We start from the raw sequence: 26474 nt of genomic DNA on the forward strand, positions 1-26474 counted from the left end.
CTAACAAGGAGTGGATAAGTGACTGAGTATATTTATAGGGGATTTAAAATTTCTTATCGTATACAAGAAATTACTGGCGAAAAAAATATCTACAAAGCAGACGGCTCCGTAATTTACCTCCTCAATAAACCCAAAACTTTCTCTCCCGTTAAATTTCACACCGAATACGAAACCCATACCGGGGCCGAACACGAAATTAAAAAACTACTGGAAAATTACGTGGATTTTGAGCTGAAAAGTTTTTATCAAATGCAAAGCGAGAAAGTTTAAATGTACCGAGAAGAGGACTCGAACCTCCACGGGGTTGCCCCCACTAGCACCTGAAGCTAGCGTGTCTACCAATTCCACCACCTCGGCATGGTCGCTAAAAGTACTGAAGAATAGGATTGATGTCAATCCCATTAGTTTGACTCATTGGTTTTACTTTGACAGTATAGAAGATTCGCCGCTGTTTATACCATTTAATGAAAACTGAAATTAAAAACCCCGATCAGAAATTTTTAAAAAAAATTGAAAAAATGATTGATAAGGTAATCGCTTATATTCCTCGTAAAGTACCGACTGTGCAAGTAATCAAAGAGGCGCGAATAATTGCTCATCGAGGAGCGCACGATAAACGTTTTGGCATTGAAGAAAATACGTATGCGGCATTTAAACGGGCGCTCGATTTGGGCTGCTGGGGAATTGAGTTAGATATTCATGCTTGCGCGGACAAGGTGTTGGTTGTAAATCATGATCCCGATTTAAAAAGAATTTGGAAAAAAAATTTAAGCATCCGCGATAGTCATTTTCAAACCCTACGCACGCATTGCCCTAATTTACCCACTCTGGAAGAAATTGTTCAGAATTTTGGTAAAAAAATACATTTATTCATTGAGTTAAAATCCCCTTTTTCAGCGTTTGAATCCCTTAAAAAAGTGTTGAGCTCCTTAAAACCTTGTGAGGATTATCATTTAATTACTTTAGACAATCATATTCTTCCTTACTTGAATGACTTCCCTAAAGAAAGTCTTTTATTAGTACCAGTGCATGACAACGTCAGCGAATATACGAAGATTTCTATTGAGAAAGGTTATGGTGGGGTGCTTGGGCATTACTTGCTTCTAAGAGATAAGCACGTGCAAGCATTAAGCGCAGCACATCAAATTGCAGGAGTAGGATTTGTTGATTCAAAGAATAACTTATTGCGAGAGTTAAATCGCGGGATAAAGTATTTATTTAGTAATAATGTTGAAGAGGTTACGGACTATGTTAAAAAATTTAAACAATAGCTGATATTAGCCGTGGGTAATACGAAAAATTCATATCCGATATTTACTAGCATTACCTCACTACATAGTTACAAACCAATTCAGAATTAGTTCTATTTCAAAATAGTTTAAAGTGTAGAAAAAAAATCTCTATTATAGAGAAATAAAAATTTTAATGACCATAATGTATACTTTATTTACAACAATATTAAAGGACTAATTAATGCGTACTCTATATTTTTTATTGTTTTCTTTCTGCCTTCCTTCAATTGCTTTTTCTGAATATGGGTTTGACAAACTTAGGTGCCAAGGCAAGCTTATAGAAAGAGGTATGAGCCTTTATGAAGTAAAAAAATTGTGTGGAGAGCCTCTTTTCGAAAAAGAAGATAAAAATGATTATAGAACCTTTGTTTATATGACGTACAAAAATGGACCTTCTTCTCATTATTATCTTCTGTTTAGGAATGATTCATTAGAGGCTTCTAGAGCTGAAATGAATCAACATGGTGAATATATATGGCAAAATCCTAATACTATTAGAAATAGATAACCGCGCAAAGCACTGAGAGATATAGGATTGAGAAGCTACAATACTTTAAAATAAACACAACAGATAGCGCATTATGGCTTTTAATTACTTTTAAAATACTCCAGGATGTGTTTATCTGGGGTTAGTAATTGAAAATTATTAGCCATAGCCTGTGCTACCAGCAAACGATCAAATGGATCATTATGATGAAGAGGGAGCTTCTCTAGTTTTTGTATGTGGTGTAATTCTAACTGCAGCCAACTAAAGCCCGATTTTTCAACTAATTCAATAAAATTATCAGGTATTGTTATTTTATTTAATGTTTTTTTTACAACAATTTCCCAATAGCTGACTATGCTAACAAATATCGAATTCTGAATATCTTGAATAGGAGAAATAAATTCCTTTAGCCGTTTTTCATCACCCGTTAGTGCCCATAGTAAAACGCAAGTATCTAAAAGATATTTCATGAAAAATAGTCCATAAACTCATCAGGCAAACTTTCAAAATCTTCCGCTATAGTGATCTGACCTTTTCCTAATCCTAATTGTCTCTTTTTGGGAGTTTCATATTTGACAAGTTTTGCGATGGGTTTGCCATGTTTGCAAATGATAATCTCTTCCTCATCTGAAGCTATTTTTTCCAAGTATTGAGAAAGGTGGGTTTTAGCATCATATATATTTATAAATTGCATATCTGATCCATATAAAAATTCATAAATATAGTCTAGTCTAACTTAACCAAATTTTCAAGACCAATTAAATACCGATGAGATAATCCAGAATTTGGTGAACCCATAAGGTACCATGCAAATCTTCTTCAAATGGTTACAAATAATGCCAAACCCCAGGATGTTAATCGTGGTCAAATTACACTCGGATTTATCTGAAAAACAGTTAGAGACTTGTTTAAATAATTGCAACCATATAATTACAATTAACAGGTGGAAACCGTTGACGTGGGGACTTATGAAATTCCTGCGGTTATTCAGCATTTCCATTCCTCTAACCCTTTTGATGCTTACTTACTATTGAGCTTGTTATTAAAAAGTAAAACAGACCATTATGCGTTTATATGGGAGCATGTTAAAGAATGCTTTATTAAATTTACTTTAGAGGGTGTGCTTTTTGGAAATGGGATTATTTCTGCTCCTAGTATGGATATTTTGCGAGAACGGGTTCAGAATGCGGAGAGAGTGCAAGAGGCAATTAATGCGGTTGATTATTAATTCGACTTAAAAGTAAAAAATAGTAACAAGCTACGTAGCCTTAATGAGGCGTTTTGCGCCGTAATCAAGGTTTAGTGCAGAGAGAGAAACCCTTGATTACGTTTCACTTCATCAAGGCTACTGTTCTGATAGGTTCATTTCCCACGATCTCGCGGTATTGCCCAAGGTTGGACAATACCCTTCCGGCGCCAGCAAAATTGAGCCAATCCAACCAGCTTTCCCTCAATTTCCACTATCCCGGATAAATCATCTTCTCCGGTTTAACATATTCATCAAATTGTTCGGCTGTTAAATAGCCTAGCTTTACTGCGGCCTCCTGCAAAGAACTATTCTCTTTGAAAGCCGTTTTGGCAATTTTTGCCGCTTTATCATAGCCAATATGCTGGTTTAACGCCGTTACTAACATTAACGAATTCTTCACATAGGAATCGATTTTTGCTTTATTCACCTCAAGACCTTCCACACAGAATTCTTGAAAAGAGCGACAAGTGTCCGCCAATATATTAAGTGAATGCAGGACATTAAAAATAATAACCGGTTTAAACACATTTAATTCAAAATTACCTTGGCTGTCGGCAATTGCCACTGTTGCGTCATTACCAATAACTTGAGCACATACCATCGTCATTGCTTCTGATTGCGTGGGGTTTACTTTACCTGGCATGATAGAAGAACCGGGCTCATTTTCTGGTAAGTGTAATTCCCCCAAACCACAGCGAGGGCCTGAACCTAACCAGCGCATATCATTTGCAATTTTCATGAGTGCACAAGCCAAAGTTTTTAAAACGCTATGGGCCATCACCAAAGGCTCGTGTGAGGCCAAGGCCGCAAACTTGTTAGGGGCGGAGACAAAAGGCAATTTGGTAATTTTTGCAATATGCGCGGCTGCTTTTTCGGCAAATTGGGGATGGGTATTAAGCCCTGTCCCTACAGCTGTGCCGCCTAGAGCTAATTCATATAACTCCGGCAATACCTTTTCAATACGGTCAATACAAGCGTCTAATTGCGCTACATAACCAGAAAATTCCTGCCCCAAAGTAAGCGGGACTGCGTCTTGGAGATGGGTGCGACCAATTTTAACAATATCTTTAAAATCATTCATTTTAGCGGCCAAACCGTCTCGTAACATTTTTACCGCTGGCAATAATTTTTCGGTAAAAGCGAGCGCTGCCGCAATATGCATAGCTGTAGGAAAAGTATCATTAGAGGATTGGGACATATTGACATGATCATTAGGGTGAATTGGTGTCTTACTACCTTTTTCGCCTCCTGCAATCTCGATTGCCCGATTAGAGATAACTTCATTGGCATTCATATTGGATTGTGTACCACTACCGGTTTGCCATACATGCAGTGGGAAATGGTCGTCCAATTTACCTGCACTTACTTCTTCTGCTGCCTGTATAATAAGTTTCGCTTTATCTTCAGGTAATTTCCCAAGTTCTAAATTAGTAAGAGCCGCTGCTTTCTTTAAAATCCCAAAAGCGTGGGTGACTTCTTTAGGCATAATGTCACTACCAATATTAAAGTGATGTAATGAACGCTCTGTTTGTGCTCCCCAATATTTATTAGCATCAACAGGAATTTCTCCCATGCTATCCGTTTCAATTCGTGTACTCATATCTTTACTCTCGCTTGAAATAAAGCAACAATTCTATACCCAACATACTTCAGATGCTATTTTTGCTCTATCGTTTTTTGCGCAAAAGAAGCAAACCTGTTTTGAATCTAACCACATGAGTATGGGGGTATACCTATAAATTTTTTGAGTGAGATCCGTGCGTAATATTCGAATTTATCAACCTGGAGCGTATGTCCCGGGCGATTTAGTACAACTTTCACCCGCAGCCCATCAACATGTAGGGGTAGTGCTAAGAATGAAGCCCGGGGACCCTCTTACTTTGTTTGCTGGCAACAATCAGGAGTTTTATGGGCTCATATCTCCTACCAGTACAAGAAAACAAACTCACGTAGAAATTCAGACAGCAAAAGAAGTGAATCGTGAATCGCCTCGAATCATTCACTTAGGCCAAGCAATTTCTAAAGGGGAGCGTATGGAAATCGTCATACAAAAAGCGGTGGAGCTAGGCGTGTCTAGCATTACCCCTATTGTAAGCAAGCACTGTGCAATTAAATTTGACGAAGAACGGAAAGTAAAAAAGCACGTGCAATGGCAAAATATTGCTATTTCCGCTTGTGAGCAATCGGGAAGAAATAGCATTCCGACGATACATCCTATTTGCTCTTTTTCCAGCTACCTACAAAAGACTACTGCTGCTTTGCGACTTACTCTTAATCCTTACAGTAAAAAATCCTGGCGGGATTGTGCGTTTACTGGAGACATTGAATTATTAATTGGACCTGAAGGGGGGCTGGCAGAAGAAGAAATTTTGCAGGCAGAAGAATATAATTTTCAATCTATTAGCTTAGGCCCACGGATATTACGAACCGAAACAGCCGCGATTGCTATACTAAGTGTATTGCAAGCAATGAGTGGTGATTTATAATGATCTATTCTTATATTAATTAAGGGGCCAATCCATGAGTGCGAATGTAAAAATAATTACCGATGCCAACTTCGAAGAAGAAGTTTTAAATTCCGGAAAGCCAGTTCTAATAGACTTTTGGGCTGAATGGTGTGGTCCATGCCGCGCTTTTGCACCTGTTTTTGAAGAAGTCGCCGGAAATACTGACAAAATTACTTTTGGAAAGATGAACGTAGACGAAAACCCTGAAGCCCCCTCTAAGTATGGGGTTCGTGGTATTCCAACTATGATTCTTTTTAAAAACGGACAAGTAGAAGCAGTTAAAATGGGAGCGCTGTCAAAGTCACAGTTGAGTGCTTTCGTAGACAGTAATGTTTAAGGAATTGGGCCTATATGGCCCAACCTTCATTCGAAATCATTAGCATTTATAAAAATCTTATGCTACTCTCATAAGCCTAGTAGCTTGACTTTAACCGTAATCGTTAGATAAAGTTACTATTAGACAGCAGCTGTATCAGCTGTCCTTCCTGTAAAACTATTCTGGATTTCATTTCAAATAACAACACATCAAGTGAGAAGTATGAATTTTAGTGAACTTAAGCAGTTGCCTATTGCTGACCTCGTTAATATTGCGCAAGAAATGGGAGTTGAGAACACTTCCCGTATGCGTAAACAAGACATTATTTTTGCAATTCTAAAAGCCCATGCCCTGAAAGGGGAGGATATTCATGGCGATGGAGTGGTAGAAGTATTAACCGATGGATTTGGATTTTTACGTTCTTCCGACGGCTCTTACCTTGCAGGCCCCGATGACATTTATGTGTCACCTAGCCAAATTCGTCGATTTGGTTTGCGCACAGGAGATACGGTTTCCGGTAAAATTAGGCCCCCAAAAGATAACGAACGCTATTTTGCCCTGCTTAAAGTGGATCAAATCAATTTCGAGCCGCCTGATAGCAGTAAACGCAAAATTTTATTCGAGAATTTAACTCCATTATTTGCTAGTGAGCGACTAGTGATGGAGCAAGGCAACGGCAGTACCGAAGACTTAACCGCAAGAGTCATTGATTTATGTGCCCCTTTCGGCCGAGGACAACGCGGCTTAATCGTTTCACCTCCTAAAGCTGGTAAAACCTTGATGTTGCAAAACATTGCACACTCAATTGCTAAAAACTATCCCGATTGTTACCTCATTGTGCTATTGATTGATGAGCGTCCAGAAGAGGTAACTGAAATGCAACGCTCTGTGAAAGGGGAGGTAGTAGCAAGCACCTTTGATGAGCCGGCTAACCGTCATGTTCAAGTTGCTGAAATGGTAATTGAAAAAGCCAAACGTTTGGTCGAGCATAAACGGGACGTAGTTATTTTATTAGATTCGATTACTCGTTTAGCACGCGCTTATAACACTGTGGTACCTGCTTCCGGTAAAGTACTCACCGGTGGTGTAGATGCCAATGCTTTGCAAAGACCCAAACGTTTATATGGTGCGGCGCGTAATATTGAAGAAGGTGGTAGCTTGACGATTATTGCTACAGCATTAGTGGATACGGGTTCGAAAATGGATGAAGTCATTTATGAAGAATTCAAAGGAACCGGTAACATGGAGATTCATTTAGCACGCAGCATTGCGGAGCGCCGTGTGTTTCCTGCCATCAATATTAATCGTTCCGGTACGCGTCGTGAAGATTTACTTCTATCGCCAGAAGAACTGCAGCGCACGTGGATTTTACGTAAAATTCTGCAGTCTATGGATGAGTGTGATGCGATCGAGTTTTTACTGGAGCGTATGAAAAATCATAAAACCAATGCAGAGTTTTTCGACGCAATGAAGCGACAAGAATAAGTTTATACAATTGTTGTAACCTGGTTGCTTGCAACCAGGTTATCGCATATTTAGATAGGCATCCTGGTTACAAAAACAACCAGGCTATATTTTGGTTCGCAATGGCGATAGTAGGGAACAATTAACGCATGAAGTACAGCGACCTACGCGACTTTATTATTCAATTAGAAGAACGCCAACTCCTGAAGCGTATTGATTACCCTGTTTCTCCATACCTTGAGATGACTGCGGTCAGCGATCGCGTACTACGAAGCAAAGGTCCTGCTCTCTTATTTACCAATCCTCAAAATTACAATATTCCCGTCCTCACCAATTTATTCGGTACACCCGAACGTGTGGCACTTGGGATGGGAGAGGAAAGCGTTCAAGCTTTGCGCGAGGTAGGCATTTTATTAGCGGCTTTAAAAGAACCGGAGCCCCCCAAAGGATTTAAAGACGCGTTTAGTAAACTCCCTCTATTAAAACAAGCTTTGAACATGGCCCCTAAATATATCAGTAATGCTCATTGCCAAAATTATGTTTTAGAGGGTGAAAAAGTAGATCTGACAGCCTTGCCCATACAAACCTGCTGGCCAGAAGATATTGCCCCCCTTATTACTTGGGGCCTGGTAACTACAAAAGGGCCTTATCAAACCCGAGAAAATATGGGTATTTATAGACAGCAACTCTTGGATAAAAACCATCTTATCATGCGCTGGCTTTCTCACCGTGGCGGTGCTCTGGACTACCAAGCGTGGCAAGAAGCCCATCCTGGTGAACGGTTTCCTATAGCAGTAACTCTAGGCGCGGACCCTGCTACTATTCTCGCTGCGGTAACCCCTATTCCCGACACTTTATCCGAATATGCATTCGCTGGTTTATTAAGAGGTCAACGCACACAATTAGTAAAATGTATTGGGAATGATTTACATGTTCCTGCAAGCGCAGAATTTATATTAGAAGGTTATTTAGAACCAGGGCATGATGCTCCTGAAGGTCCTTTTGGTGATCATACGGGGTATTACAATGAAGTGGAGCAATTTCCCGTTTTTACCGTTGAACGCATGACTTACCGTGATAATCCAATTTATCACAGTACTTATACGGGCAGACCACCCGATGAACCGGCCATTCTTGGGCTGGCATTAAATGAAGTATTCATTCCTCTCCTGCAAAAACAATTTCCTGAAATTGTAGATTTTTATTTACCGCCTGAAGGATGCTCTTACCGTTTAGCCGTCGTTACTATAAAAAAACAATACCCAGGCCATGCAAAAAGAATCATGATGGCGGTATGGTCTTTTTTAAGACAATTTATGTACACGAAATTTGTTATTGTTTGCGACAATGATATTGATGCCCGCAACTGGCAAGATGTAATTTGGGCGATGACAACCCGAATGGATCCCGCCCGCGATACAGTGATGATAGAAAATACCCCGATTGATTATCTTGATTTTGCTTCGCCTGTCGCTGGGTTAGGTTCCAAAATTGGTTTTGACGCAACATCAAAATGGAAAGGCGAAACGCAAAGAGAATGGGGCAAAGCCATTACTATGGATGAAGAAATTATTGAGAAAGTGAATGCCTATTGGTCGCAATTAGGATTAGCGCCATGATTAATCATATGGTCAATGCCACGATTGAAAGTATAACGCCGCTTACCGATAGCATTATTCAATTGCTACTAAAGCCAGAAAAATATATAGATTATAGCCCTGGCCAATATTTACAAATCGTGCAAGGGAAAGAAGAATACAGTTATTCTATCGCCAACGCCCCTTTAGGTTCGCATAAATATGAATTACATATTCGCCATTCCAAAGGCAACCCATATACCCAGACACTATTTGCTGAGATAAAAAAAACAGGGCTGGTAAAAATCAAAGTTCCTATGGGAGACTGTCACTTAGGAAGGCTAAACACAGAAATGCCTATCCTTTTTGTAGCTGGAGGGACGGGGTTTGCACCTATTAAAGCAATGATAGAACAACTTCTAGCCAACTCTGATCAAAGACAATTTGAATTATTTTGGGGAGCACGTTCTAAGAGTGATTTGTATATGGATAATAAAGTCAGTCATTGGCACCAACATGTCCCTACTTTTCGTTATTTTTCTTCTTTTTCTGATCCGGACAAAGAGAGCCTGGCATCACTTATTCTTTCACAACATAGTAAGGATCTAAAAAACTGGCAAATTGTAATTAGCGGACCTTTTGATATGGTATATCACACCCGGGATAAATTAATGGAAGCAGGCGTTCCCATTAATAACTTATTTTCTGACGCCTTTAGTTTTGAAAAAAAATAGGGATAATCATGGAAACCTTATATCAAGTGTTAGGTTTAATAGCGGCTATTTTTATTGTGTGGTTTTTATACCGTACAGTTAAAGGGCAGCCCGAGCAGTTTAGCAAAAACAACCTGAATAAAAGTTTTAGAAGCATGGGTATCTTAGCCGTAATCTTAATTATTTTTGTCGGCTTTTTAGTCATGCTTCTAAGAAATACCTAATACCCTCTGAACTTATCTTTTTCCGTTGCGATAAAATTTTACCGTATACTCAAAATAAGAAGGCACGTAGTTTTGCGTCCGATCGATTACCTTATAAGAGGTGTAATTATTTTTAGCCATAAACTCTTTGAATCTTGCCTGTGCTGTATTATCAGCTGACTGCCCACCGGAAAAACCACCTATATATACCTTCAGCTTATATTGATCAGGAATATTATCTTGTTGTAAACCTAAATAGGTTGCCGTGGTACAACCAATTAATAAAACGCCCAGGATCATTGATAAAGTACAACTAGCCCATCTTTTCATTTTTTCTCCTTAATTATTCTATATCAGACTATAAATCTATTCGATATTACTCTCAAGAGATGATCAAGTCAGGTAAGCGAGGCCAACAGATGAATTGACCCCCAAAAGTAAAAAAATAGAGAATCCTTCGGTGCCGATAAGTATTAGCCCTAGTGGCTATTTCAGAATGGGTTGCAATATACACCATTTAGTGGCTACGGAAATTACTCCTATAATGACCATCTTGATTGGTTAAATAACGTTCTACATTGGGATTGTTAATTACTTGTTCCGAAGAATCCTGTTTTAATAAGCATTCTTCAACATAAGTAATTTGACTACTTTCATCTACCAGTAGACGATACCATGGATTACGTTTTGCAAACTCACGTCTCATGGCTTGGGGATTATACCGTCCTGAAGCTTGAAAGATGGGATCTACATCAATAATTACGGCTCTATAGCCTTGTCGCGAATGAATAACTACATCACCTATATTAAATTTCGCCACTTTTCTCATCGATAGCTCCTTATGCTTACCGAAAGACTTTACTCTTTATATCGGAACACCTGTAAAAATCTTGAGAAAACTGCAAAACTATTGTACCCAAGCGGCCTCTATTTTGTTATAATCCTAGAAAAAGCAGTTGAGCCCGTAGCGAGCAAGCTAAGAGCGTTGGAGATGTTGGATTTTTTTGAAATTTTTCGCGAAAGCAGTAGTCACCTACGGTGAGTGAAAAAATTCAAAAAAATCTAACAGATTCAATGTCATTAGCTTGCGTAGTAGGGTCTCAACTGCTTTTTCTAGGATAACCGCACTCTATGAAATTTATTGCCTATTTTCTTCTTACTGTAGCTCCCCTGGTGCACGCATTTTCTTGTTACGATCAGCAAGAGATTATTTCTGCTCCCATACAATTTGATGCCGATAGAATGGCACTAACGAGAGAATATCAAGCAACCCATTATGGGATTCACTCAAATTCTATTGAAATAGAACCTAAAATCATCGTACTGCATTGGACTTGCGTAGCTTCTTTTAAAGCAACATTTAATACTTTTAACCCCCCTGCCTTTCCAATTAACTCGGGAAGAAGAAAAGATTTGCCTGGTGATTTAAATGTTTCGATTCATTTTGTGGTGGACAAAGATGGTAGTATCTATCAACTCATGCCAGATAACTGGATGGCACGCCATGTCATTGGACTTAATCACTATGCAATAGGTATTGAAAATATTGGCGGAGTTAATGATCAGGATGATTTAACAGAAGAACAAGTAAAAGCAAATGCCTTTCTGGTTTGTTATTTAAAGAATAAATACCCCGAAATCACACACATTATAGGGCATAACGAATATTTAAAATTTAAAACCTCTCCTCTTTGGCTAGAAAAAGACCCTCATTATCAAACGGATAAAACTGATCCGGGACCGCATTTTGTAAACAAAGTAATGCAAGCAGTAGCTAATTCTTAACCCCTCGTACTCTATTTCAATTTAAAGCGACAAAAATTTGGGCCCCAATAAATAAAACTGTTACAAGCATTGAAAGTATAGGAATAAACAAGGGCACTGAAAAAGCAGGCTTTTCACCTTTGTGTATTATTTTCACTCGAATTAAGGCTGCATGGATGAGTAGAAAAATAAGAAACATCACCGAACTAGTTATTTTAGCCAAGGTTGCAATGGGTAATGTGTAGGCGAATAGTAAAATAACGCCTATGACAAATAGTGTAGCCCAAAGAGGAGTTTGCGTCTTTGAATTAACTTGTGAAAAAAAGAGAGGGGCATTTTCTTGTTTTGCCATTCCATAAATCATACGCGAGGCCATGATAATTTGAGCAAGAATACCATTGGAAATAGCCACTAACGCTATAAAAATAAAAGCAACAGGATTTTGACCTTGTGATTTTATTATTTGCACCAACGGTACGTCAGAACCTGCCAATATAGACACGGAGAGTGTATCTACCACCACCCAAGCAACCAAAATATAGAGGACAGTAGCAACAGTAACCGCGAAAAAAATAGCTGCAGGTAGAGCACGCCCCGGATTAATGGTTTCCTCAGCAATATTCACCATATCTTCAAAGCCTATATATGCATAAAATGCAATAAAGGCTCCTATGAGAATCCCATTAAACGAAAAACCAGTGTTTAATTCCAATTCATTAACATGAAAAAAAGCTTTGTGACCATAAAATATTATTAATATTAGCCCCCCAACCTCAATTAAAGTCATTATAAAAATAAGTGTGGCAGATTCTTTGATCCCCCAAATGGCTAACCCACCTAAAAAAATAACTAATAAGGTAATAACAAAATAGGGAGAGAAAGTTGAAAACAATGCAATGTATTTTGCAAATCCATGCGCAATAGCCGCAGAAGAAACAATCCCGGTACAAACCACTAGCCAACCTACAACACCTGCAATCCATTTTATATTAAATGCTCTGCGAACATACAAAGCAGACCCAGCACTATAGGGAAAACGCGCGCACAACTCTGCATAAGAAGCGGCGGTAAAAAGAGCAAGGATGGAAGCAATCAAAAATGCCCAGGGAGTTGCCTTTTCCGCTTCTTTAGCCACTTCCCCTATTAATGCATAAATTCCAGCACCTAATATTGTTCCCAAGCCATAAAAAGCAACCAAAGTCCGAGAGAGGGTTCTTTTAAGAGCCATCCTTATATACCCTTAATGAATATTTTCAAAAGAATAGTGTATCTCGGATTGAGCCCAAAGGCGTAATCCGAGAATTTTAGATAAAACTTGCCTACTCTTACTATAAACCACGTGCTTTTTATTCTATACGGGCTCGTTGGGCTTAATGTATTCTAAACCCTTATCGTAATATTCTGAGCCTGTAACAATCAAACCGGCAGCCACCGTGGTAGTTATGAAGCGCGGGACCCCTGCCTTAAAGAAAGTGGCTACTCTTTTCATCACACTAGCGTTCGGCTCTTGATTGAATATATCTTTTATATGCTGTAAATAGCTTTTTGGAACAGAAGCTACGATTAAGTTATCCTGTTTTCTAAAACGCAACTGGTTTAATGGTGAACTAACAAAACCATAAGTACCTGCTACGAACAGCATAGCCATCATGTCAGCATATTTCTTTTCAGCACCTCGTTTCTGCAATATGGATGAAACCATAGGTATCGCAGTCATATAAACAGTAGACCACATCCCTTCCCTCAACATAGCACTGCCACCCCCTTGAAAAAAAGAACCATAGCCATTGAATTTGTGCATCTGTTGTACTGTCTGCGCAGTTGATAAAACCTTCGCCAATTGTTTATTTTGTGCCACTGCTTCAAAGGGTGTACATACTAATCCGGAAATCCCTCCCGCAACAAAGGAGGTGATTAATTCATAACTCCCCGAAGTGTCTTCTTGTTTTCTTTTCAACAAACCTTTAAATAAAAAGGTTGCAGCGTATCCTGGAACTGCTGAAACACCATAAGCTGCGGCGCCTGAAAAGTAATGCCCACGCGGCATTCTTTCACCTTTGTACACATAGTTTGTCCACTTCAGTAAGGGAGTCACCAACATTATGACACTACCGCCTAATAATGGACCTTTTACCCATTCAGCGGCTCTAACCCAAAAAGGGGTTATTTGTTTTGATTGTTCAGATTGATCGCGCATGATATATCCTCAAATAAATACAATAATTAGTTTTCATCTGACAAGGGATCGACGCCTGGAAAGGCGCAGATGTAGTCCTACCAGGCGAAAGACTCGTTGAGGATAAGCACAAGAATAATAGATAATAAAAGACCGATTACCTGGGAAGGTAAGCTAGCTATATTGTAAAAAAAAGCTAAGTTGGCCATTTATAATCGTTGATGTTTTAATATTGAACTTTCAGTCTACCATTACTAATTTTTTTGCGCAAGGATCGCTAATGGATTTTATTCTCTTTTCTAAATCATATTGCACTAATATAGTACTCATTTAGCGCTAGGGCTTTTGTTTATTGTTACACCTTTTTGACAAATTCTGACTTAAGCTTCATCGCTCCAATACCATCAATTTTGCAATCAATGTTGTGATCCTCTGCAGGCAACAATCGAATGTTTCTAACTTTTGTCCCTACTTTGACTACTTGCGATGAGCCTTTAATTTTTAAATCTTTAATTACTGTAATGGTATCTCCGTCATTTAGCACTGTCCCATGCGCATCTTTAACCACTTCCAGCGCATTGCTCTCTACATTTTCTTCTTGAGGAGTCCATTCATGCGCACACTGGGAGCAAATAAGGAGTGTGCCATCAGTATAAGTATAGGGTGAATTACATTTTGGGCATGCCGGTTGGTCAGTCATGGTATTATCCTATGTTCCAGTAGTGAATCCGATTGCAAGTTCTGAATGAGTTCTTCTAATGTTCCAGATATAGAACTTTTTTCAATCCAATGATGGATTTTTATTTTATCTAATTTTTTATGCACGTTCTTATTCGCTTCACACAAATAAACATGTATTCCACGATGATGAAAACTCTCAATAATTTCTCGAAATGTTTGCAGTCCCGTCATATCCATAAATGGGGTGTTTTTTAAACGAAAAATAATAACTTTGGGATCAGAGTGGGTTTCTGCTAAAGCTTTTTCTATTTTTTCTGCGGCACCAAAAAAGAAGGGACCTTGTATAGAATAAATAACCACGTCTGCTGGAAGGACAGACTGGTCGGCAAGCTCCTCACTGAATTTGGTATGCTGTTCTTTTTCAATTGTTACGGCTTGATTCATACGACGAATAAAAAGAAGCATCGCTACGATAACCCCTATATTGACAGCAATTACTAAATTAGTCAGAACGGTCAATAAAAATGTAGTTACCAATACCAATACATCATGTCGCGGTGCATGGGTCAGTATGTATTTAAAATGGGATACATCGCTCATATTGTACGCCACCACAAAAAGAATAGCAGCCAAAGCGGATAAAGGAATATATTTGGCCAGGGGTGCAAGTACCCAAATCACTAACAGTAAAAAGAGGGAGTGAACAATTGCCGCAATAGGACTATTGCCGCCATGCCGAACATTCGTTGCAGTGCGAGCAATGGCTCCCGTGGCAGCAAACCCGCCAAACAATGGGGTGACAATGTTAGCAATACCTTGTCCAATTAACTCTTGATTGGAATGATGTCTTGTTTTGGCCAAGCCATCGGCTGCTGTTGCCGATAGTAACGACTCAATCGCCCCTAATAAGGCAATTGATAATGCGGGACCCATTAAATCCAAGCTATGATGCCAATCAAACAAAGGTAATTGTAGTTTTGGAAGTTCTGAGGGAATACCACCAAAGGTGCTACCTATAGTAGCTACCGTTGGAAATTGAAAGTAATATTCCGCGACAGTAACCACCATCATTGCCACTAAGGGTCCAGGAATCTTCTTTAAAAACTTGGGGCTAAGCCACGTTAATAATAAACTAAGAACTGCTAATGCTGTTGTTGCCACATCCAGTTGAGGCAAAGCATTAATTAATGCGAATATTTTTGCATGAAAAGGTGTTTCCAGCGGCAAGTGCAGCGATAACCCAAAAAAATCATTCCATTCACTTACAAAAATAATGACTCCAATACCACTTGTAAAACCCACAATCACAGGGTCTGGAATAAATTTAATGACACTACCTAGCTTCATCATCCCCATAAAAAGCAGGATAAACCCCGCAAGCAAAGTCGCAACTTGCAATCCTTCCACACCGTAATGCGCAGTTACTCCGGCAAGAATAATAATAAAGGCACCTGTAGGGCCTGCAATTTGCACGCGACTTCCACCAAAAACACCCACGATTAACCCTGCAATAATTGCGGTATATAATCCTTGTGCTGGTGGCACCCCTGAAGCAATAGCAAAGGCCATTGCTAAAGGCAAAGCTACAATACCTACAATAATTCCGGCCCCAATGTTGGCGGCCCAATGTTGGGGTTTCAGTACCCCCGCGTGATAAGCTTGGCGTATGGCAATCATTGTACTACTCGTTTGTTGGTGTATGTATCGTTCAAGAGATGATGCGCTAAGATAGATGGTTCTTTTGAACTTAATACGAAGTGTACTGTTGGATTAAATATCGTTAACGTGTATTTAATCCGCGGATTATACCATATATCGATATTCGGTTTAATTATTTATTTCTCTTTTATTTTTGTGAGGAATGGCACACGTACATGAGTTTTTCGAGCATTCCATAAATCCCATTGCATTTGTAAATTGAGCCAATATTCAGGCTCCATTCCGAAAGCTTCACCAAAAGCAAGTGCAGAGTCTGCTGTAACACCGCGTCGCATGTTTATAATTTCATTCAGGCGTGGATAAGTCCAACCTAAATGTTCTGCGAATTGTTTTTGTGATAATCCTAGAGGCTCCAAATACTCCTGATATAATACTTTACCCGGGTGAGAAGGGGGTTTATTTTTGGTAAGCATTTACCTTCCTATTAATTGAATTCTGCTATGAGATTGAATGCTTTCAAACTGGTTAAGGCTAAAAATCATGTGGTTTAAAATACAAGATCAGTACGTTACATTTCAAATTATAGCGAAACCAAACGCGAAAAAAACTGCACTTGTAAAAATCACAGAACACGAATTGTACATTGCTATCCACGCCAAACCTCACAAAGGCGAAGCAAACAAAGAACTATTGTTATTCTTATCCAAATTATTCGCAACGCCTAAAAGCAGTATCACTCTTAAGGGAGAGCACAGTAAATACAAACATGTCGTGGTGCCTTTAACTGCAAGCCTGCAAAAAATTATTAACGATCCGTCTTTGTTATTGAATGAAACGAAAGACAGCTCGTAGCAAAGCATTAGCAACCCTGCAACAGAGGCAATTAAGCATTGGAAATGTAAACTATATTTATTTCAAACCAATGTATAAATCCAAGAGTTAGCTTATAGTTATAAAGGCTTTCACAAGCAGAATATTCTTAAACGGCAAAGAAGCAAAAGGAATGAGGTAATGAAAATATTAATTGTTGGAGCAGGGATTGCTGGTTTATGTTTAGGCGCATTACTAAAAAAAAGAGGCCTTGAGCCCATAATTATTGAAAAAGCTTCCTCCTTAGGAGATGTAGGCTATATGTTAGGGCTTTACCCGATTGGAGCGAATGTATTGCGGGCATTAAATTGCTATGATGAATACATAGCTCACTCCGTACCCGGCGAAACCTACGAAGCTTATACTACAAGCGGTACATTATTAAAGCAATTTTCTTTCGAAAAGATTGTTGAACAATATGGTCCTTACCAGCTTATATCCCGTGCGGATTTATTAAAAGTTATTGCAGAAAGCACCGATCTCGCTATCCGTTTTAATACAGAAGTATTGAGCCTGGAGCAATCCCTGGACCAAGTAAATGTGACATTTTCAGATAAGACCGACGATACCTTTGACTTGGTAGTCGGAGCTGATGGAATTCATTCCCACACAAGAAGTCTGGTATTAGCTGAGAGTGATTATAGTTATTTTAAAACAGGATGGGGCGGTTGGGTCTGGTGGGGAAATGAGAACATTGTTCCAAGCAATACCATTCGAGAATTTTGGGGCAATGGCACTTTTCTTGGAATTTACCCGGTCAAAGGCAAAGTTGGAGTGATTGCCGCAGTGGATTCCGGAAGTCCCGACCAGGCATTGAAAGGTGCCAGTCGCAAGGAATATATTTTACAAAAATTTTCTCCCATTAATCAGCAACACCCCGAATACTTTCAGGATTTACCTTCGGACACCGAACGGGTATTTTTTTGGTCATTAGCCGATCAAAAAGCTTCTGTTTGGTTTAAAGAACGTATTTTATTTATAGGCGACGCGGCTACAGCATTTTTGCCTACAGCAGGTGTGGGGGCATCGATGGCATTAGAATCTGCAGCCGTACTGGATGATATTCTTTCACGAACAGGAAAAGAATATATTCCCCTTGCTTTACGCATGTTTGAAAAAAGGAGAAGAAAAAGGGTAGAAGCCACGCAAAAAGATTCACGTAAACTTGCGAAATTAATGTTTGTTAATAAAAAATGGCAAGTAATGATGCGCGACTCTTTTACAAAATATATGTCCGTAGAGTCTTTAATTAAAAGTATTATCAAAGGTTTTGATGAGCCCATTTAAAGGAACTTTGGGATGTAACAAGGTTAAACAGGAGACTTACATTTTAGAGTCTCCTTTCATTCTGATTGGGCTCGTCTTGAATTTCATTCACGCGTAGCTCAAGCCATAAGGCGTTTAATATAGCAAAAGTACATGCCAAACCTGTACCCAATATCCAGGAAAAATACCACATACGTTTTTTCTCCTAATAAGCGACTTTATCATTTATCACGGTTTCAGCCGTAACCTTACCGCGTAAAACATGATAAACCCAAGAGGTGTAAAGCAAAATAATAGGCATAAAAATAACGGTTGCCGCTAACATGATACCTAACGTAAGTTGGCTTGAAGAACTGTCCCACACTAGCAAGCTTTGATTAGGGTTTAATGACGAGGGAAGTATAAAAGGAAACATGCTGATACCTACCGTGCCAATGATGCCTACAATTGATAATGCGCTAAATATAAAAGCAATACCTGCTCGCTTTATAGAGCACATAGCCAATAAGGGAGCAATTATTCCCAGCAATGGAAAAATTAATGTGAAAGGATAGGTCCTATAATTAGAAAGCCATATCCCCTGGCCCTTTGTCACTGCTTTCAAGAGCGGATTTGAAGGCCCGAAATGGGATATAGACTCCGAAAGGCTATACCCTTGAATAATTGTGTATATACATATTCCCCCTATAGAAAACAATACCACAGAGAGAATAGAAGTAATGCGGGCTGTAATTCTTGCGCGATGTTGCAAGTTCCCTTCTGTTCGAATATTAATAAAGTAAGCTCCGTGCATGGCTAACATGCATACCGAAAGTAAACCACATAACACAGCAAACGGATTCACTAAATCAAAGAAAGATCCAACATAAAAAGATCGCAAACTGTTATCGAAATAAAAAGGCACACCTTGCAATACATTCCCTATCGCCACTCCAAATAAAAGTGAAGGAGTAAAAGCACCAATAAATAAGGCTAAATCCCAGAATTTCCTCCACTGGGAATTATCAATTTTAGAGCGGTATTTAAATCCAACCGGTCTTAAAATCAATGCCAAAAGCACAAGCAACATAGCAAAATAAAAACCTGAAAATGACAGGGCATATAAAGTAGGCCAGGCGGCAAAGATCGCCCCCCCTCCTAAAATAAACCATACTTGATTACCTTCCCATGTAGCACTAATGCTATTAATTAAAACGCGTCTTTCCAGGTTCGTCTTGCCAATGATGGGTAATAACATCGCTGTACCCAGATCAAACCCATCCATTACAGCAAAACCAATAAGAAGAACTCCTAATAAAACCCACCAAACTACTCGTAAAGTTTCATAATCAAACATGTTCTCTCCTAGTGCGCAGTATTTTCGGGGCCGAGACGAATATATTTCACCATGAGATATACCTCTACAATCGCCAGAACACTATAAAAAATAACGAAGCAACTAATTGATGTAAGCAATTGCCCACTACTCACTGAAGAGGTGGATATGTGCGTGGGTAAAATACCTTGTACTGCCCAGGGTTGACGCCCATATTCGGCAACCACCCATCCCAGTTCTGCTGCAATCCATGGTAATGGTAAAGACCAAAATGCAAGATGGAGATACCATCGTTCGGTATGTAATCTGCGTTTCATTGATAGATAAAATCCCGTTACCATAATAAGGAGAATGGCGATTCCACAACCAACCATAATACGAAATGAAAAAAATAGTGGAATAACTTTAGGTTTTAGATCATGTGCAGCCTGGTCAATTTGAACTTCCGTAGCATCCACTACATTTTCAGTATATTTCTTTAGTAATAAACCATAGCCTAAATAATTGCCATATTTCTCAAAGTCAGATTGCGCAACCGCATCATCAGGTTTCTTTTGTAATCTGGTTAATGCATCATACGCTTTTATTCCTTCTCGTATTTGCATTTTTCCTTCCTGGATTAATTCGTATATCCCTTCCATAGGTTCGCTTATTGAGCGGGTTGCAATTAAACCTAAAACCCAAGGTACTTCTATACCGTAATCAGTATGCAATGTTTCATCATTCGGCCATCCGATAACCGTTAGTCCTGCGGGAGCTTTTTCGGTATGCCACATGGCTTCTATCGCGGCAAGCTTCATTTTTTGGTTACTATTAGCAAGGTACCCACTCTCGTCCCCAAGGACAATGACAGAGAGGGCAGAAGCTAAACCAAAAGAAACGGCCACCGTCATCGATCGTTTAGCAAAGGGAATATTTCGGCCTCTTAAAAGGAAATAAGCGCTCACAGCCAATACAAAAATGGCCCCTGTCACATATCCTGCGCTAATGGTATGCACAAATTTAGCTTGGGCAACGGGGTTAAAGAAAATTTCAGCAAAATCTTGAACTTCCATGCGCATAGTCTGGAAGTCGAACCTGGCCCCGACAGGATTTTGCATCCACCCATTTGCAACGAGAATCCACAAAGCAGAAAGATTGGTTCCAAGAGCAAGTAGCCAAGTACATACCATATGTTGGATTTTCGTTAATTTATCCCACCCAAAGAAAAACAATCCAACAAAGGTTGCTTCGAGGAAAAAAGCCATTAATCCCTCGATAGCAAGAGGCGCTCCGAAGACATCCCCTACATAATGAGAATAATAGGCCCAATTCGTTCCAAATTGGAACTCCATAGTAAGACCTGTTGCCACTCCCATGACAAAATTGATACCAAACAACAATCCCCAATATTTAACCATCTGCTGCCAGATTTTACGCCCTGTCATGACATACAACGTTTCCATAATCGCCAAGAGTACAGATAGACCGAGGGTAAGCGGCACAAATAGAAAATGATAAAGAGCTGTTAAAGCAAACTGGAGGCGGGAAAGGTCAACAACATCACTTCCGGGAATCATACATCACCTTATCTTGCGTTGGAGGGGTTACATACTGGTTTGTGCTTAATAACCATGCGGTCGGGCTAACATGACGTTTGGATTCACCTTTAAAGCATACCCACCACAAAATGAATAATAATATACATTTTATAATTAAAGTAACTGAGATTTCGACGCCAATAGTTCGCATAAATAATTAAAGCAACGCATTTTTTAATGAAGATTACCATGATTTTATTTAAAATAACTTGATCTAAATCAAGTTATTAAAACAAACTATATGTTTATTATTAATTCAAATTGAGGTAAAATAAGATTCATGATGTTTAATCTTGACAGCTCTCCCCCCATTGCCTCTTGTACTGCTTGTGCACTAGAAAATTTTTGCCAAAAAGAATCAGCATTTTTTAATTATTCGGCATTAAATACCTGTCAAAAATACTATAAGCCAGGGGATAAAATTGTAAAAGACGGCGACACGCTGGGAAACATATTTATTATCCAGGAGGGCTCTGCTAAAGCAGTTCATTTATTATCTTCCGGTAAAGAACAAATTGTCTGTTTTTATTTACCAGGTGAGCCCATTGGATTTAACGCCATTACGACTAAAAAACATCCTTATACCGTAATTACAATAACACCCACAGTAGTTTGTCAAATACCCTATCAACGTTTATTGGAACAAATTTACGTATCGCCTGAGCTTCAATCGGTACTATTAAACGTAGTTGAAAGTGCATCTCATTATGCTTTCAACCATACCTATTCTTCCTTAGTGCCAGTAGGGGAGCGCGTATCCATTTTTTTTATTGATCTCGTTAATCGCCTACAGAAGGTTTACGCTTCTTTCCCTTTACCTTTACCGATGCAAAAACAAGAGATTGCAAATTTCTTAGGGATTACTGCAGAGACCATTAGCCGTTGGATTTCTCTTTTTCAAAAAGAAAATCTGTTAAGACTATTAAATAAAGAAATCCTATTTATTGATAAGGAAAAATTACAAAACGTAAAGATAACTTCTTTACCATTCGATAAATAACTGGCTGTAACCAAATCCTTACAGCCAGTTATACGCCTATTAAAAATGTTCCCTTCAACTAATGCGCGACCACGGGTTCTATCCCCCATAATTTTTCTGAAGTGCCTGTTATGGTCGTTTTTCCATAAACAGGGATGGTATTTATCGCATCTTTAAAATCTCGACTGACATGGCCACTTCCTTGAGGCAGGGACGTAAAAGAATAATCTTGGGAAAAATTATGATTCCAACCAAGCTTAATCTTAATTTCCATTTGCCTCAGAGAAGGTACATTGTCAAAACCGGTAATAGTATTTTCCCCACCAGGAAAAGTAGGCTTTAAAGAAGTCACCGTGAAATAGTATATGCTCTTGTTGTTATCCCATAATTGCAAAGGTGAAACTTTGATATTAGTTTGATCCGTTGCTTTTTCATCTTTAACCGCTATTTGTACGGTAGTTGAATTAATGGGGGTACTTTTTGGTTTATCTGCCAGGTTAAGAAAGAAATAGGCTGTTTGTTCGTAGATAACCCGCGCAGGCCAAGCGGAGTGATTAAACATATTCACTTCTATTTCTATTTGGCTTTTCTTTGCTTCAGATGATTGAAAATTAATTGCCCCCGTTGTAAAAAACTCATCGCTACTTTTTGTCTCAACGGGAGGAAAATTGACTAAGGAAGTTCCGGGGTTAAGCTCATTTAAGCCGCCTAATACAGCTTGTAATAAGGAATTGGCAGTAATCATAGGCTCCGATTGTTCGTATTGCGCTCGATTGTTGGCAAAAATATCATTTTGGTCCGGCCCACCCACAAGAGCGCCATAATCCGTATGTCGATCAGGTGAAGGATTTTTTAAAGAATCTCCGCTTTGCCATCCGCCTTGGGCAGTATCATGGTGAATATAATGCGGCCAATTTTTGCCATACCCCACCATATAACTAAAGCATTGCCCATTATCCCCTAAAATATAATTCAGTTGATCAAAAGCAAATTTTTGGTAAATAGCTACATTCTTATCCTGTGGAAAAAATTTATTATACGTTAGTGCAAAAAGAGCCGTACTAATGGTTTCGGATAAATCTCCTCCTTTTTGTTGGTCAATATGCTTTAGTACGCCTTCTTTTCCAACTGGGACTTTTTGAACCCAATAGTTTAAAAATTTAGTAATGGTCTGTTGATATAAAGCAGCTTCTTTGGAAGGTAATAAATGAGCCAGCAATAAATAGCCACTATAGTGCTGATCTTGCCAAGTATAGGTCCAACCTTCCAACGTTGAAACATCTTTAACGGGTAGGAAAATCTTAGCATCTTCAAGGTAGCTTTTTTCACCCGCCATAGCCAACCAAGCAGCTCCAACACCCAATCCAAGCGTGGCATACTTGATTTCTTCATTTTCATAGGCATCCACTTCCCCGAATTGAGAAACAATGGCATTTCCATATAAACCTTGATATTGCTTACCAAATGCATAGATTTCCTTGGCAGCATTTAATAATTTTTGAGCATAGTCTATATCCCCGTTTTGCTGGAAAACGATAGAAGAGGCAGCCAGGGCTGCTGCAGTGGGACCAGCGATATCGGACCCTGGATAATTTGCATCGATATACGCCGCTTTGCAAATAGAGCTTTGGGATTCATGTGCAATATCTAAAATTTCATAAGGCATAAAATAATGATTATGGTCTTCCTCCATTACTCCAACTTGAACAAACAGCCTTTTATTCTCAGAATCCCAGGCTTTTAATAAATAGTCGGTTCCCCAGCGCAAATTAGAAAGCACGTGGTTCAATTGATCGCTTTGTTGAAAACCCTGTTTAAATTCAATAACTCCCCAAGCCAAGTTAGTAATTGCAAACGCCGCAGGGAGTCCAAATTTCACATTATCCCCAGAATCGTAGAACCCGCCGGCCAAATCAATTTTTTGCCCAGAATCAAAGGGATAATAAGTACATTGTGCATGGCTTAAACTAGAGTCAGCCCGCCAACTAACAGGGTAGTTCAGCGGTAATTTTCCCGAGCGCTGGGCATCGAAGAAAAAGAGGCTTTTTTGTAACGCTTCCGCATAGTTTGCCTGAAAATCGCTACATAAGTTAGCAGCATAGGTAAGGCAGGTGGTTAAAGAAAAAATAAATATCCAAATAGATCGTAACATACAAAGCTCTGATAATTTTAAAATCAGGGATTATACACGTAGATCAAAAAAGCTCTATTTCCATATAGAAATTAACCTTCTCCACTTGTGGAGGAGATAATTACTTTTAGCTCCTGATAAAGCGATTGCATCTACATCCATGGTATAGATGTGGGAAAAGAAAGTCTGGGCCCGGCTTGTAAAGTACTAATCAGGTTTCTGGCAATAAATATAAGGACAAGAAAGTTAATAATTGAAATCCACCTTGGACCATATGGTTTTGCTCAAGATCAAACTTCATGACCAATTGATCAGCTATAAAAAAAGCAAACCAATAACTGAGAGAAACAATAAACGCAATTTCTGCCCTGGACATCCAAATTTCTCGCTCAAACCTTAATCCAAAGCTTGCCCAGCAAAATAATCCTGCAGAAATGAATGACCATACTAAAATGAGAGTAAATAAAAGAGCAGGCACCCATGAAGGCACACCATACATTTTTAAAGACTCAACTAAGAACGGATAATTTACATCAGGAGCCCAACTGGCAGATAGGATTTTAAGATGCGCCAAAGCCCCTGCAATATCAGTCCATAACGCAATTACCCACCAACACATCCAGAAGAGGATAATGAGTTTTTTAAATAGTTCGTTATTAAGTGCACCCATAAGCCTGTCTCACAAGAAAACCTCCAACAGGGTAAAATACCATCCCCTGAGAAAGCAAGAGTGTAGGTTTTCATTTCGCGTGGCAATCTCTTATCTGTTGTACGCAATAATCCAATAAATTCTTATCCGAGAGTATAATTTATGCTACTATTGAGTTCTTTTATTTCAAAGAGCTTAGTTTATGCCTTCTCCTTCATCCACTGCTGCATTGCAGCAATTATTATCCACTGAATCAACCAGCCTAAATTTTAAGCAAACAGCAATGGATTTGGCTCGACAAGGGGCAGATATAACCGTCCAAGGTCACGATGATTCAGAACCCACCTTGCTGCATATCCTTACGCGCAATAATGATAATGGTGTAAATAATGCCGAAATTGCTGAGTTAGTGGATTTAAACCCAGCTGTTTTAACCGCTAAGGATGGTAGGAATCTCACTGCATGGCAAGCATTACTGGATGACTACACAAAACATCCATGCTTTGATAATTTTAAACCCTCAGCAATGACTTTAGCCAGGAAGGGCGCCGATATTACCGTCCGAGCTCAAGCAGGTTCAGGACCTACCGTATTACACGTTCTTCTAAAAGAGAATAATAATGGTGTAAATAATGATGAAATTGCTGAGTTGGTACAATTAAACCGAGCTATTTTAACTGCTGAAGATGGTAGAAATACGACTGCCTGGCAAGCATTACTCGATCATTATGTGGCTTGTTATGCTGTGAACAGACCGGGTTCTCTTTTTCGCCCTTTACCTGGCAACTTTGCTGACTTTAAACAATCATTAATGACCTTAGCGAGACTGGGGGCAGATCTTACAATACAATCTATTAATTTATCACGACCTACCTGGCTGCATATCCTTGCGGCCCAAAATAAGGATGGAGAAGATAATGATGAGGAAACCGCTGAATTAATACGTTTAAATCCTGCCATTTTAGAATGCAAGGATGATAATGGGGAACCCCTGTCCACGTATTATTGCTGCAATATCGCCATCCGACTGTAGAAGAAGTTCAGAAGTTACTCACACCTGCCAATTTGCACTCAGTCGACAAGCAAAACGCTACCCTTTTGCATGCGGCCTGTGGGGCTGGAAATTTACCCGCTGCTCAATATTTAAATGGCCAAGGATTATCTTTAACGGCATTAACCAGTAATAAAGAGACACTTCTTCATTTGGCCGTTTTATCTGGAAATAAGGAATTAATTCAATGGTTAATTGAGACTCAACAAATTGACATTAATGCCCGCAATACATGGGGTGAAACAGCATTGGATCGGGTAGCCAGACGGAATGAGGAAGTGGTCGAATTGCTGGTTCGTAATGGAGCAGAAACGTCTTTTAAAAATAGTGACACTCAACCCCCTGATTTTTGCCCGGACGATGAGGAGTCTGCTCCTGATGCCTTATTCATTGCCGGTAAATTGCCTCCTTCAAAATTAACAGGGAAACGTGCATTATTCTTTCCCCCGCAGAGCACTAGCGAAGAAAAAATTGCGAAAATCGAGCATCCAGCAGCTACTTTCAAATAAGATTATGGTTGACTAAAGCAGTGAGGTAGATACAAG

32 protein-coding genes and 1 tRNA gene are annotated in these 26474 nt (G+C 39.2%); 16 read left to right on the forward strand and 17 right to left on the reverse strand.

The features are described 5' to 3' along the window. Positions 1–18: 18 nt before the first annotated feature. Complete coding sequence (locus EL206_RS08340; protein WP_058462438.1) at positions 19–270, forward strand: hypothetical protein; 252 nt, start codon at positions 19–21, stop codon at positions 268–270. Positions 271–273: 3 nt separating this feature from the next. On the opposite strand, the gene EL206_RS08345 is transcribed toward EL206_RS08340, so the two are convergent. After that, positions 274–357: transfer RNA gene (locus tag EL206_RS08345), tRNA-Leu, on the reverse strand. Positions 358–464: 107 nt separating this feature from the next. Between EL206_RS08345 and EL206_RS08350 the strand changes: the two genes are divergently transcribed. Further along, positions 465–1271 (forward strand): glycerophosphodiester phosphodiesterase, encoded by an 807-nt coding sequence (locus EL206_RS08350; protein WP_058462437.1) that lies wholly within the window; start codon positions 465–467, stop codon positions 1269–1271. 202 nt (positions 1272–1473) lie between these two features. Continuing rightward, positions 1474–1800: a DUF2845 domain-containing protein gene (locus EL206_RS08355; RefSeq protein WP_058462436.1), complete on the forward strand. Its 327-nt coding sequence runs from the start codon at positions 1474–1476 to the stop codon at positions 1798–1800. A gap of 80 nt (positions 1801–1880) precedes the next feature. Here EL206_RS08355 and EL206_RS08360 read toward each other — a convergent pair whose 3' ends face one another. Both EL206_RS08360 and EL206_RS08365 read right to left on the reverse strand, forming a co-directional pair. Continuing rightward, the gene (locus tag EL206_RS08360) at positions 1881–2249 is read right to left on the reverse strand and encodes a type II toxin-antitoxin system VapC family toxin (RefSeq protein ID WP_058462435.1); all 369 of its coding nucleotides are present in this window, start codon (positions 2247–2249) and stop codon (positions 1881–1883) included. Beyond that, entirely contained in the window at positions 2246–2473 is a 228-nt protein-coding gene (locus tag EL206_RS08365; protein ID WP_058462434.1) for a type II toxin-antitoxin system Phd/YefM family antitoxin, read from the reverse strand. Before EL206_RS08365 ends, EL206_RS08360 begins: the two co-directional genes overlap by 4 nt. A gap of 249 nt (positions 2474–2722) precedes the next feature. Here EL206_RS08365 and EL206_RS08370 point away from each other — a divergent pair, with 249 nt between their 5' ends. Further along, the gene (locus tag EL206_RS08370) at positions 2723–3007 is read left to right on the forward strand and encodes a 6,7-dimethyl-8-ribityllumazine synthase (RefSeq protein ID WP_232048536.1); all 285 of its coding nucleotides are present in this window, start codon (positions 2723–2725) and stop codon (positions 3005–3007) included. A gap of 232 nt (positions 3008–3239) precedes the next feature. On the opposite strand, the gene fumC is transcribed toward EL206_RS08370, so the two are convergent. Continuing rightward, a complete protein-coding gene (gene fumC / locus EL206_RS08375) occupies positions 3240–4628 on the reverse strand; it encodes a class II fumarate hydratase (RefSeq protein ID WP_058462433.1) in 1389 nt (462 codons plus the stop codon). Between the two features lie 157 nt (positions 4629–4785). Between fumC and EL206_RS08380 the strand changes: the two genes are divergently transcribed. From EL206_RS08380 to EL206_RS08405, 6 genes are all read left to right on the forward strand, one after another. Beyond that, positions 4786–5514 carry a 16S rRNA (uracil(1498)-N(3))-methyltransferase gene (locus tag EL206_RS08380; protein WP_058462432.1) on the forward strand — a complete coding sequence of 243 codons (729 nt, stop codon included), beginning with the start codon at positions 4786–4788 and terminating at the stop codon, positions 5512–5514. A gap of 34 nt (positions 5515–5548) precedes the next feature. Continuing rightward, complete coding sequence (trxA, locus tag EL206_RS08385; RefSeq protein ID WP_058462431.1) at positions 5549–5872, forward strand: thioredoxin; 324 nt, start codon at positions 5549–5551, stop codon at positions 5870–5872. Between the two features lie 201 nt (positions 5873–6073). Then, positions 6074–7336 (forward strand): transcription termination factor Rho, encoded by a 1263-nt coding sequence (rho, locus tag EL206_RS08390; protein WP_058462430.1) that lies wholly within the window; start codon positions 6074–6076, stop codon positions 7334–7336. Positions 7337–7464: 128 nt separating this feature from the next. After that, positions 7465–8934: a 4-hydroxy-3-polyprenylbenzoate decarboxylase gene (gene ubiD / locus EL206_RS08395; RefSeq protein ID WP_058462429.1), complete on the forward strand. Its 1470-nt coding sequence runs from the start codon at positions 7465–7467 to the stop codon at positions 8932–8934. After that, on the forward strand, positions 8931–9626 hold the full coding sequence (locus EL206_RS08400; protein ID WP_058462428.1) for an NAD(P)H-flavin reductase: 696 nt from the start codon (positions 8931–8933) through the stop codon (positions 9624–9626). Before ubiD ends, EL206_RS08400 begins: the two co-directional genes overlap by 4 nt. Positions 9627–9634: 8 nt before the next feature. Then, positions 9635–9829 carry a hypothetical protein gene (locus tag EL206_RS08405; RefSeq protein ID WP_058462427.1) on the forward strand — a complete coding sequence of 65 codons (195 nt, stop codon included), beginning with the start codon at positions 9635–9637 and terminating at the stop codon, positions 9827–9829. 12 nt (positions 9830–9841) lie between these two features. Here EL206_RS08405 and EL206_RS08410 read toward each other — a convergent pair whose 3' ends face one another. Both EL206_RS08410 and hspQ read right to left on the reverse strand, forming a co-directional pair. After that, positions 9842–10138 (reverse strand): hypothetical protein, encoded by a 297-nt coding sequence (locus EL206_RS08410; protein WP_058462426.1) that lies wholly within the window; start codon positions 10136–10138, stop codon positions 9842–9844. A gap of 187 nt (positions 10139–10325) precedes the next feature. After that, positions 10326–10637 carry a heat shock protein HspQ gene (gene hspQ, locus EL206_RS08415; RefSeq protein ID WP_058462425.1) on the reverse strand — a complete coding sequence of 104 codons (312 nt, stop codon included), beginning with the start codon at positions 10635–10637 and terminating at the stop codon, positions 10326–10328. Between the two features lie 302 nt (positions 10638–10939). Here hspQ and EL206_RS08420 point away from each other — a divergent pair, with 302 nt between their 5' ends. Further along, positions 10940–11593, forward strand: coding sequence for an N-acetylmuramoyl-L-alanine amidase (locus EL206_RS08420; protein WP_058462424.1), 654 nt, complete (start codon positions 10940–10942; stop codon positions 11591–11593). 16 nt (positions 11594–11609) lie between these two features. Here EL206_RS08420 and EL206_RS08425 read toward each other — a convergent pair whose 3' ends face one another. The 5 genes from EL206_RS08425 to EL206_RS08445 form a co-directional block, all read right to left on the reverse strand. Continuing rightward, positions 11610–12800, reverse strand: coding sequence for an APC family permease (locus tag EL206_RS08425; protein ID WP_058462423.1), 1191 nt, complete (start codon positions 12798–12800; stop codon positions 11610–11612). Positions 12801–12923: 123 nt separating this feature from the next. Beyond that, positions 12924–13769 carry an MC/SLC25 family protein gene (locus EL206_RS08430; RefSeq protein ID WP_058462422.1) on the reverse strand — a complete coding sequence of 282 codons (846 nt, stop codon included), beginning with the start codon at positions 13767–13769 and terminating at the stop codon, positions 12924–12926. A gap of 334 nt (positions 13770–14103) precedes the next feature. After that, positions 14104–14448: a zinc ribbon domain-containing protein YjdM gene (locus EL206_RS08435; RefSeq protein ID WP_058462421.1), complete on the reverse strand. Its 345-nt coding sequence runs from the start codon at positions 14446–14448 to the stop codon at positions 14104–14106. Beyond that, positions 14445–16106: a SulP family inorganic anion transporter gene (locus EL206_RS08440; protein ID WP_058462420.1), complete on the reverse strand. Its 1662-nt coding sequence runs from the start codon at positions 16104–16106 to the stop codon at positions 14445–14447. Before EL206_RS08440 ends, EL206_RS08435 begins: the two co-directional genes overlap by 4 nt. Positions 16107–16264: 158 nt before the next feature. Then, on the reverse strand, positions 16265–16561 hold the full coding sequence (locus EL206_RS08445) for a HigA family addiction module antitoxin (RefSeq protein WP_058462419.1): 297 nt from the start codon (positions 16559–16561) through the stop codon (positions 16265–16267). Positions 16562–16628: 67 nt separating this feature from the next. Between EL206_RS08445 and EL206_RS08450 the strand changes: the two genes are divergently transcribed. Then, positions 16629–16940, forward strand: coding sequence for a DUF167 domain-containing protein (locus tag EL206_RS08450; protein WP_065310953.1), 312 nt, complete (start codon positions 16629–16631; stop codon positions 16938–16940). A gap of 159 nt (positions 16941–17099) precedes the next feature. Then, on the forward strand, positions 17100–18245 hold the full coding sequence (locus EL206_RS08455) for an FAD-dependent oxidoreductase (RefSeq protein ID WP_058462417.1): 1146 nt from the start codon (positions 17100–17102) through the stop codon (positions 18243–18245). A 43-nt stretch (positions 18246–18288) separates the two neighbouring features. Here EL206_RS08455 and cydX read toward each other — a convergent pair whose 3' ends face one another. From cydX to cydP, 4 genes are read right to left on the reverse strand one after another with little or no spacing between them, the layout of a single operon-like run. Next, the gene (gene cydX / locus EL206_RS08460) at positions 18289–18417 is read right to left on the reverse strand and encodes a cytochrome bd-I oxidase subunit CydX (RefSeq protein ID WP_065310952.1); all 129 of its coding nucleotides are present in this window, start codon (positions 18415–18417) and stop codon (positions 18289–18291) included. Positions 18418–18429: 12 nt separating this feature from the next. Then, positions 18430–19560 carry a cytochrome d ubiquinol oxidase subunit II gene (gene cydB / locus EL206_RS08465; protein ID WP_058462416.1) on the reverse strand — a complete coding sequence of 377 codons (1131 nt, stop codon included), beginning with the start codon at positions 19558–19560 and terminating at the stop codon, positions 18430–18432. Positions 19561–19568: 8 nt separating this feature from the next. Then, entirely contained in the window at positions 19569–21098 is a 1530-nt protein-coding gene (locus EL206_RS08470; protein ID WP_058462415.1) for a cytochrome ubiquinol oxidase subunit I, read from the reverse strand. Continuing rightward, entirely contained in the window at positions 21082–21270 is a 189-nt protein-coding gene (gene cydP / locus EL206_RS10185) for a cytochrome oxidase putative small subunit CydP (RefSeq protein ID WP_131739839.1), read from the reverse strand. Before cydP ends, EL206_RS08470 begins: the two co-directional genes overlap by 17 nt. Before the next feature lie 129 nt (positions 21271–21399). Here cydP and EL206_RS08480 point away from each other — a divergent pair, with 129 nt between their 5' ends. Continuing rightward, the gene (locus tag EL206_RS08480; protein ID WP_084758858.1) at positions 21400–22119 is read left to right on the forward strand and encodes a Crp/Fnr family transcriptional regulator; all 720 of its coding nucleotides are present in this window, start codon (positions 21400–21402) and stop codon (positions 22117–22119) included. 58 nt (positions 22120–22177) lie between these two features. Here EL206_RS08480 and EL206_RS08485 read toward each other — a convergent pair whose 3' ends face one another. Beyond that, positions 22178–24250 carry a glycoside hydrolase family 9 protein gene (locus EL206_RS08485; RefSeq protein ID WP_058462413.1) on the reverse strand — a complete coding sequence of 691 codons (2073 nt, stop codon included), beginning with the start codon at positions 24248–24250 and terminating at the stop codon, positions 22178–22180. A gap of 190 nt (positions 24251–24440) precedes the next feature. Beyond that, positions 24441–24899 carry a hypothetical protein gene (locus EL206_RS08490; RefSeq protein WP_058462412.1) on the reverse strand — a complete coding sequence of 153 codons (459 nt, stop codon included), beginning with the start codon at positions 24897–24899 and terminating at the stop codon, positions 24441–24443. Between the two features lie 181 nt (positions 24900–25080). Here EL206_RS08490 and EL206_RS08495 point away from each other — a divergent pair, with 181 nt between their 5' ends. Beyond that, the gene (locus tag EL206_RS08495) at positions 25081–25911 is read left to right on the forward strand and encodes a hypothetical protein (protein WP_058462411.1); all 831 of its coding nucleotides are present in this window, start codon (positions 25081–25083) and stop codon (positions 25909–25911) included. Positions 25912–25943: 32 nt separating this feature from the next. Continuing rightward, the gene (locus tag EL206_RS08500) at positions 25944–26438 is read left to right on the forward strand and encodes an ankyrin repeat domain-containing protein (RefSeq protein ID WP_188331953.1); all 495 of its coding nucleotides are present in this window, start codon (positions 25944–25946) and stop codon (positions 26436–26438) included. Positions 26439–26474 lie beyond the last annotated feature (36 nt).

This window comes from Legionella adelaidensis (assembly GCF_900637865.1).
Classification (GTDB): domain Bacteria; phylum Pseudomonadota; class Gammaproteobacteria; order Legionellales; family Legionellaceae; genus Legionella_A; species Legionella_A adelaidensis.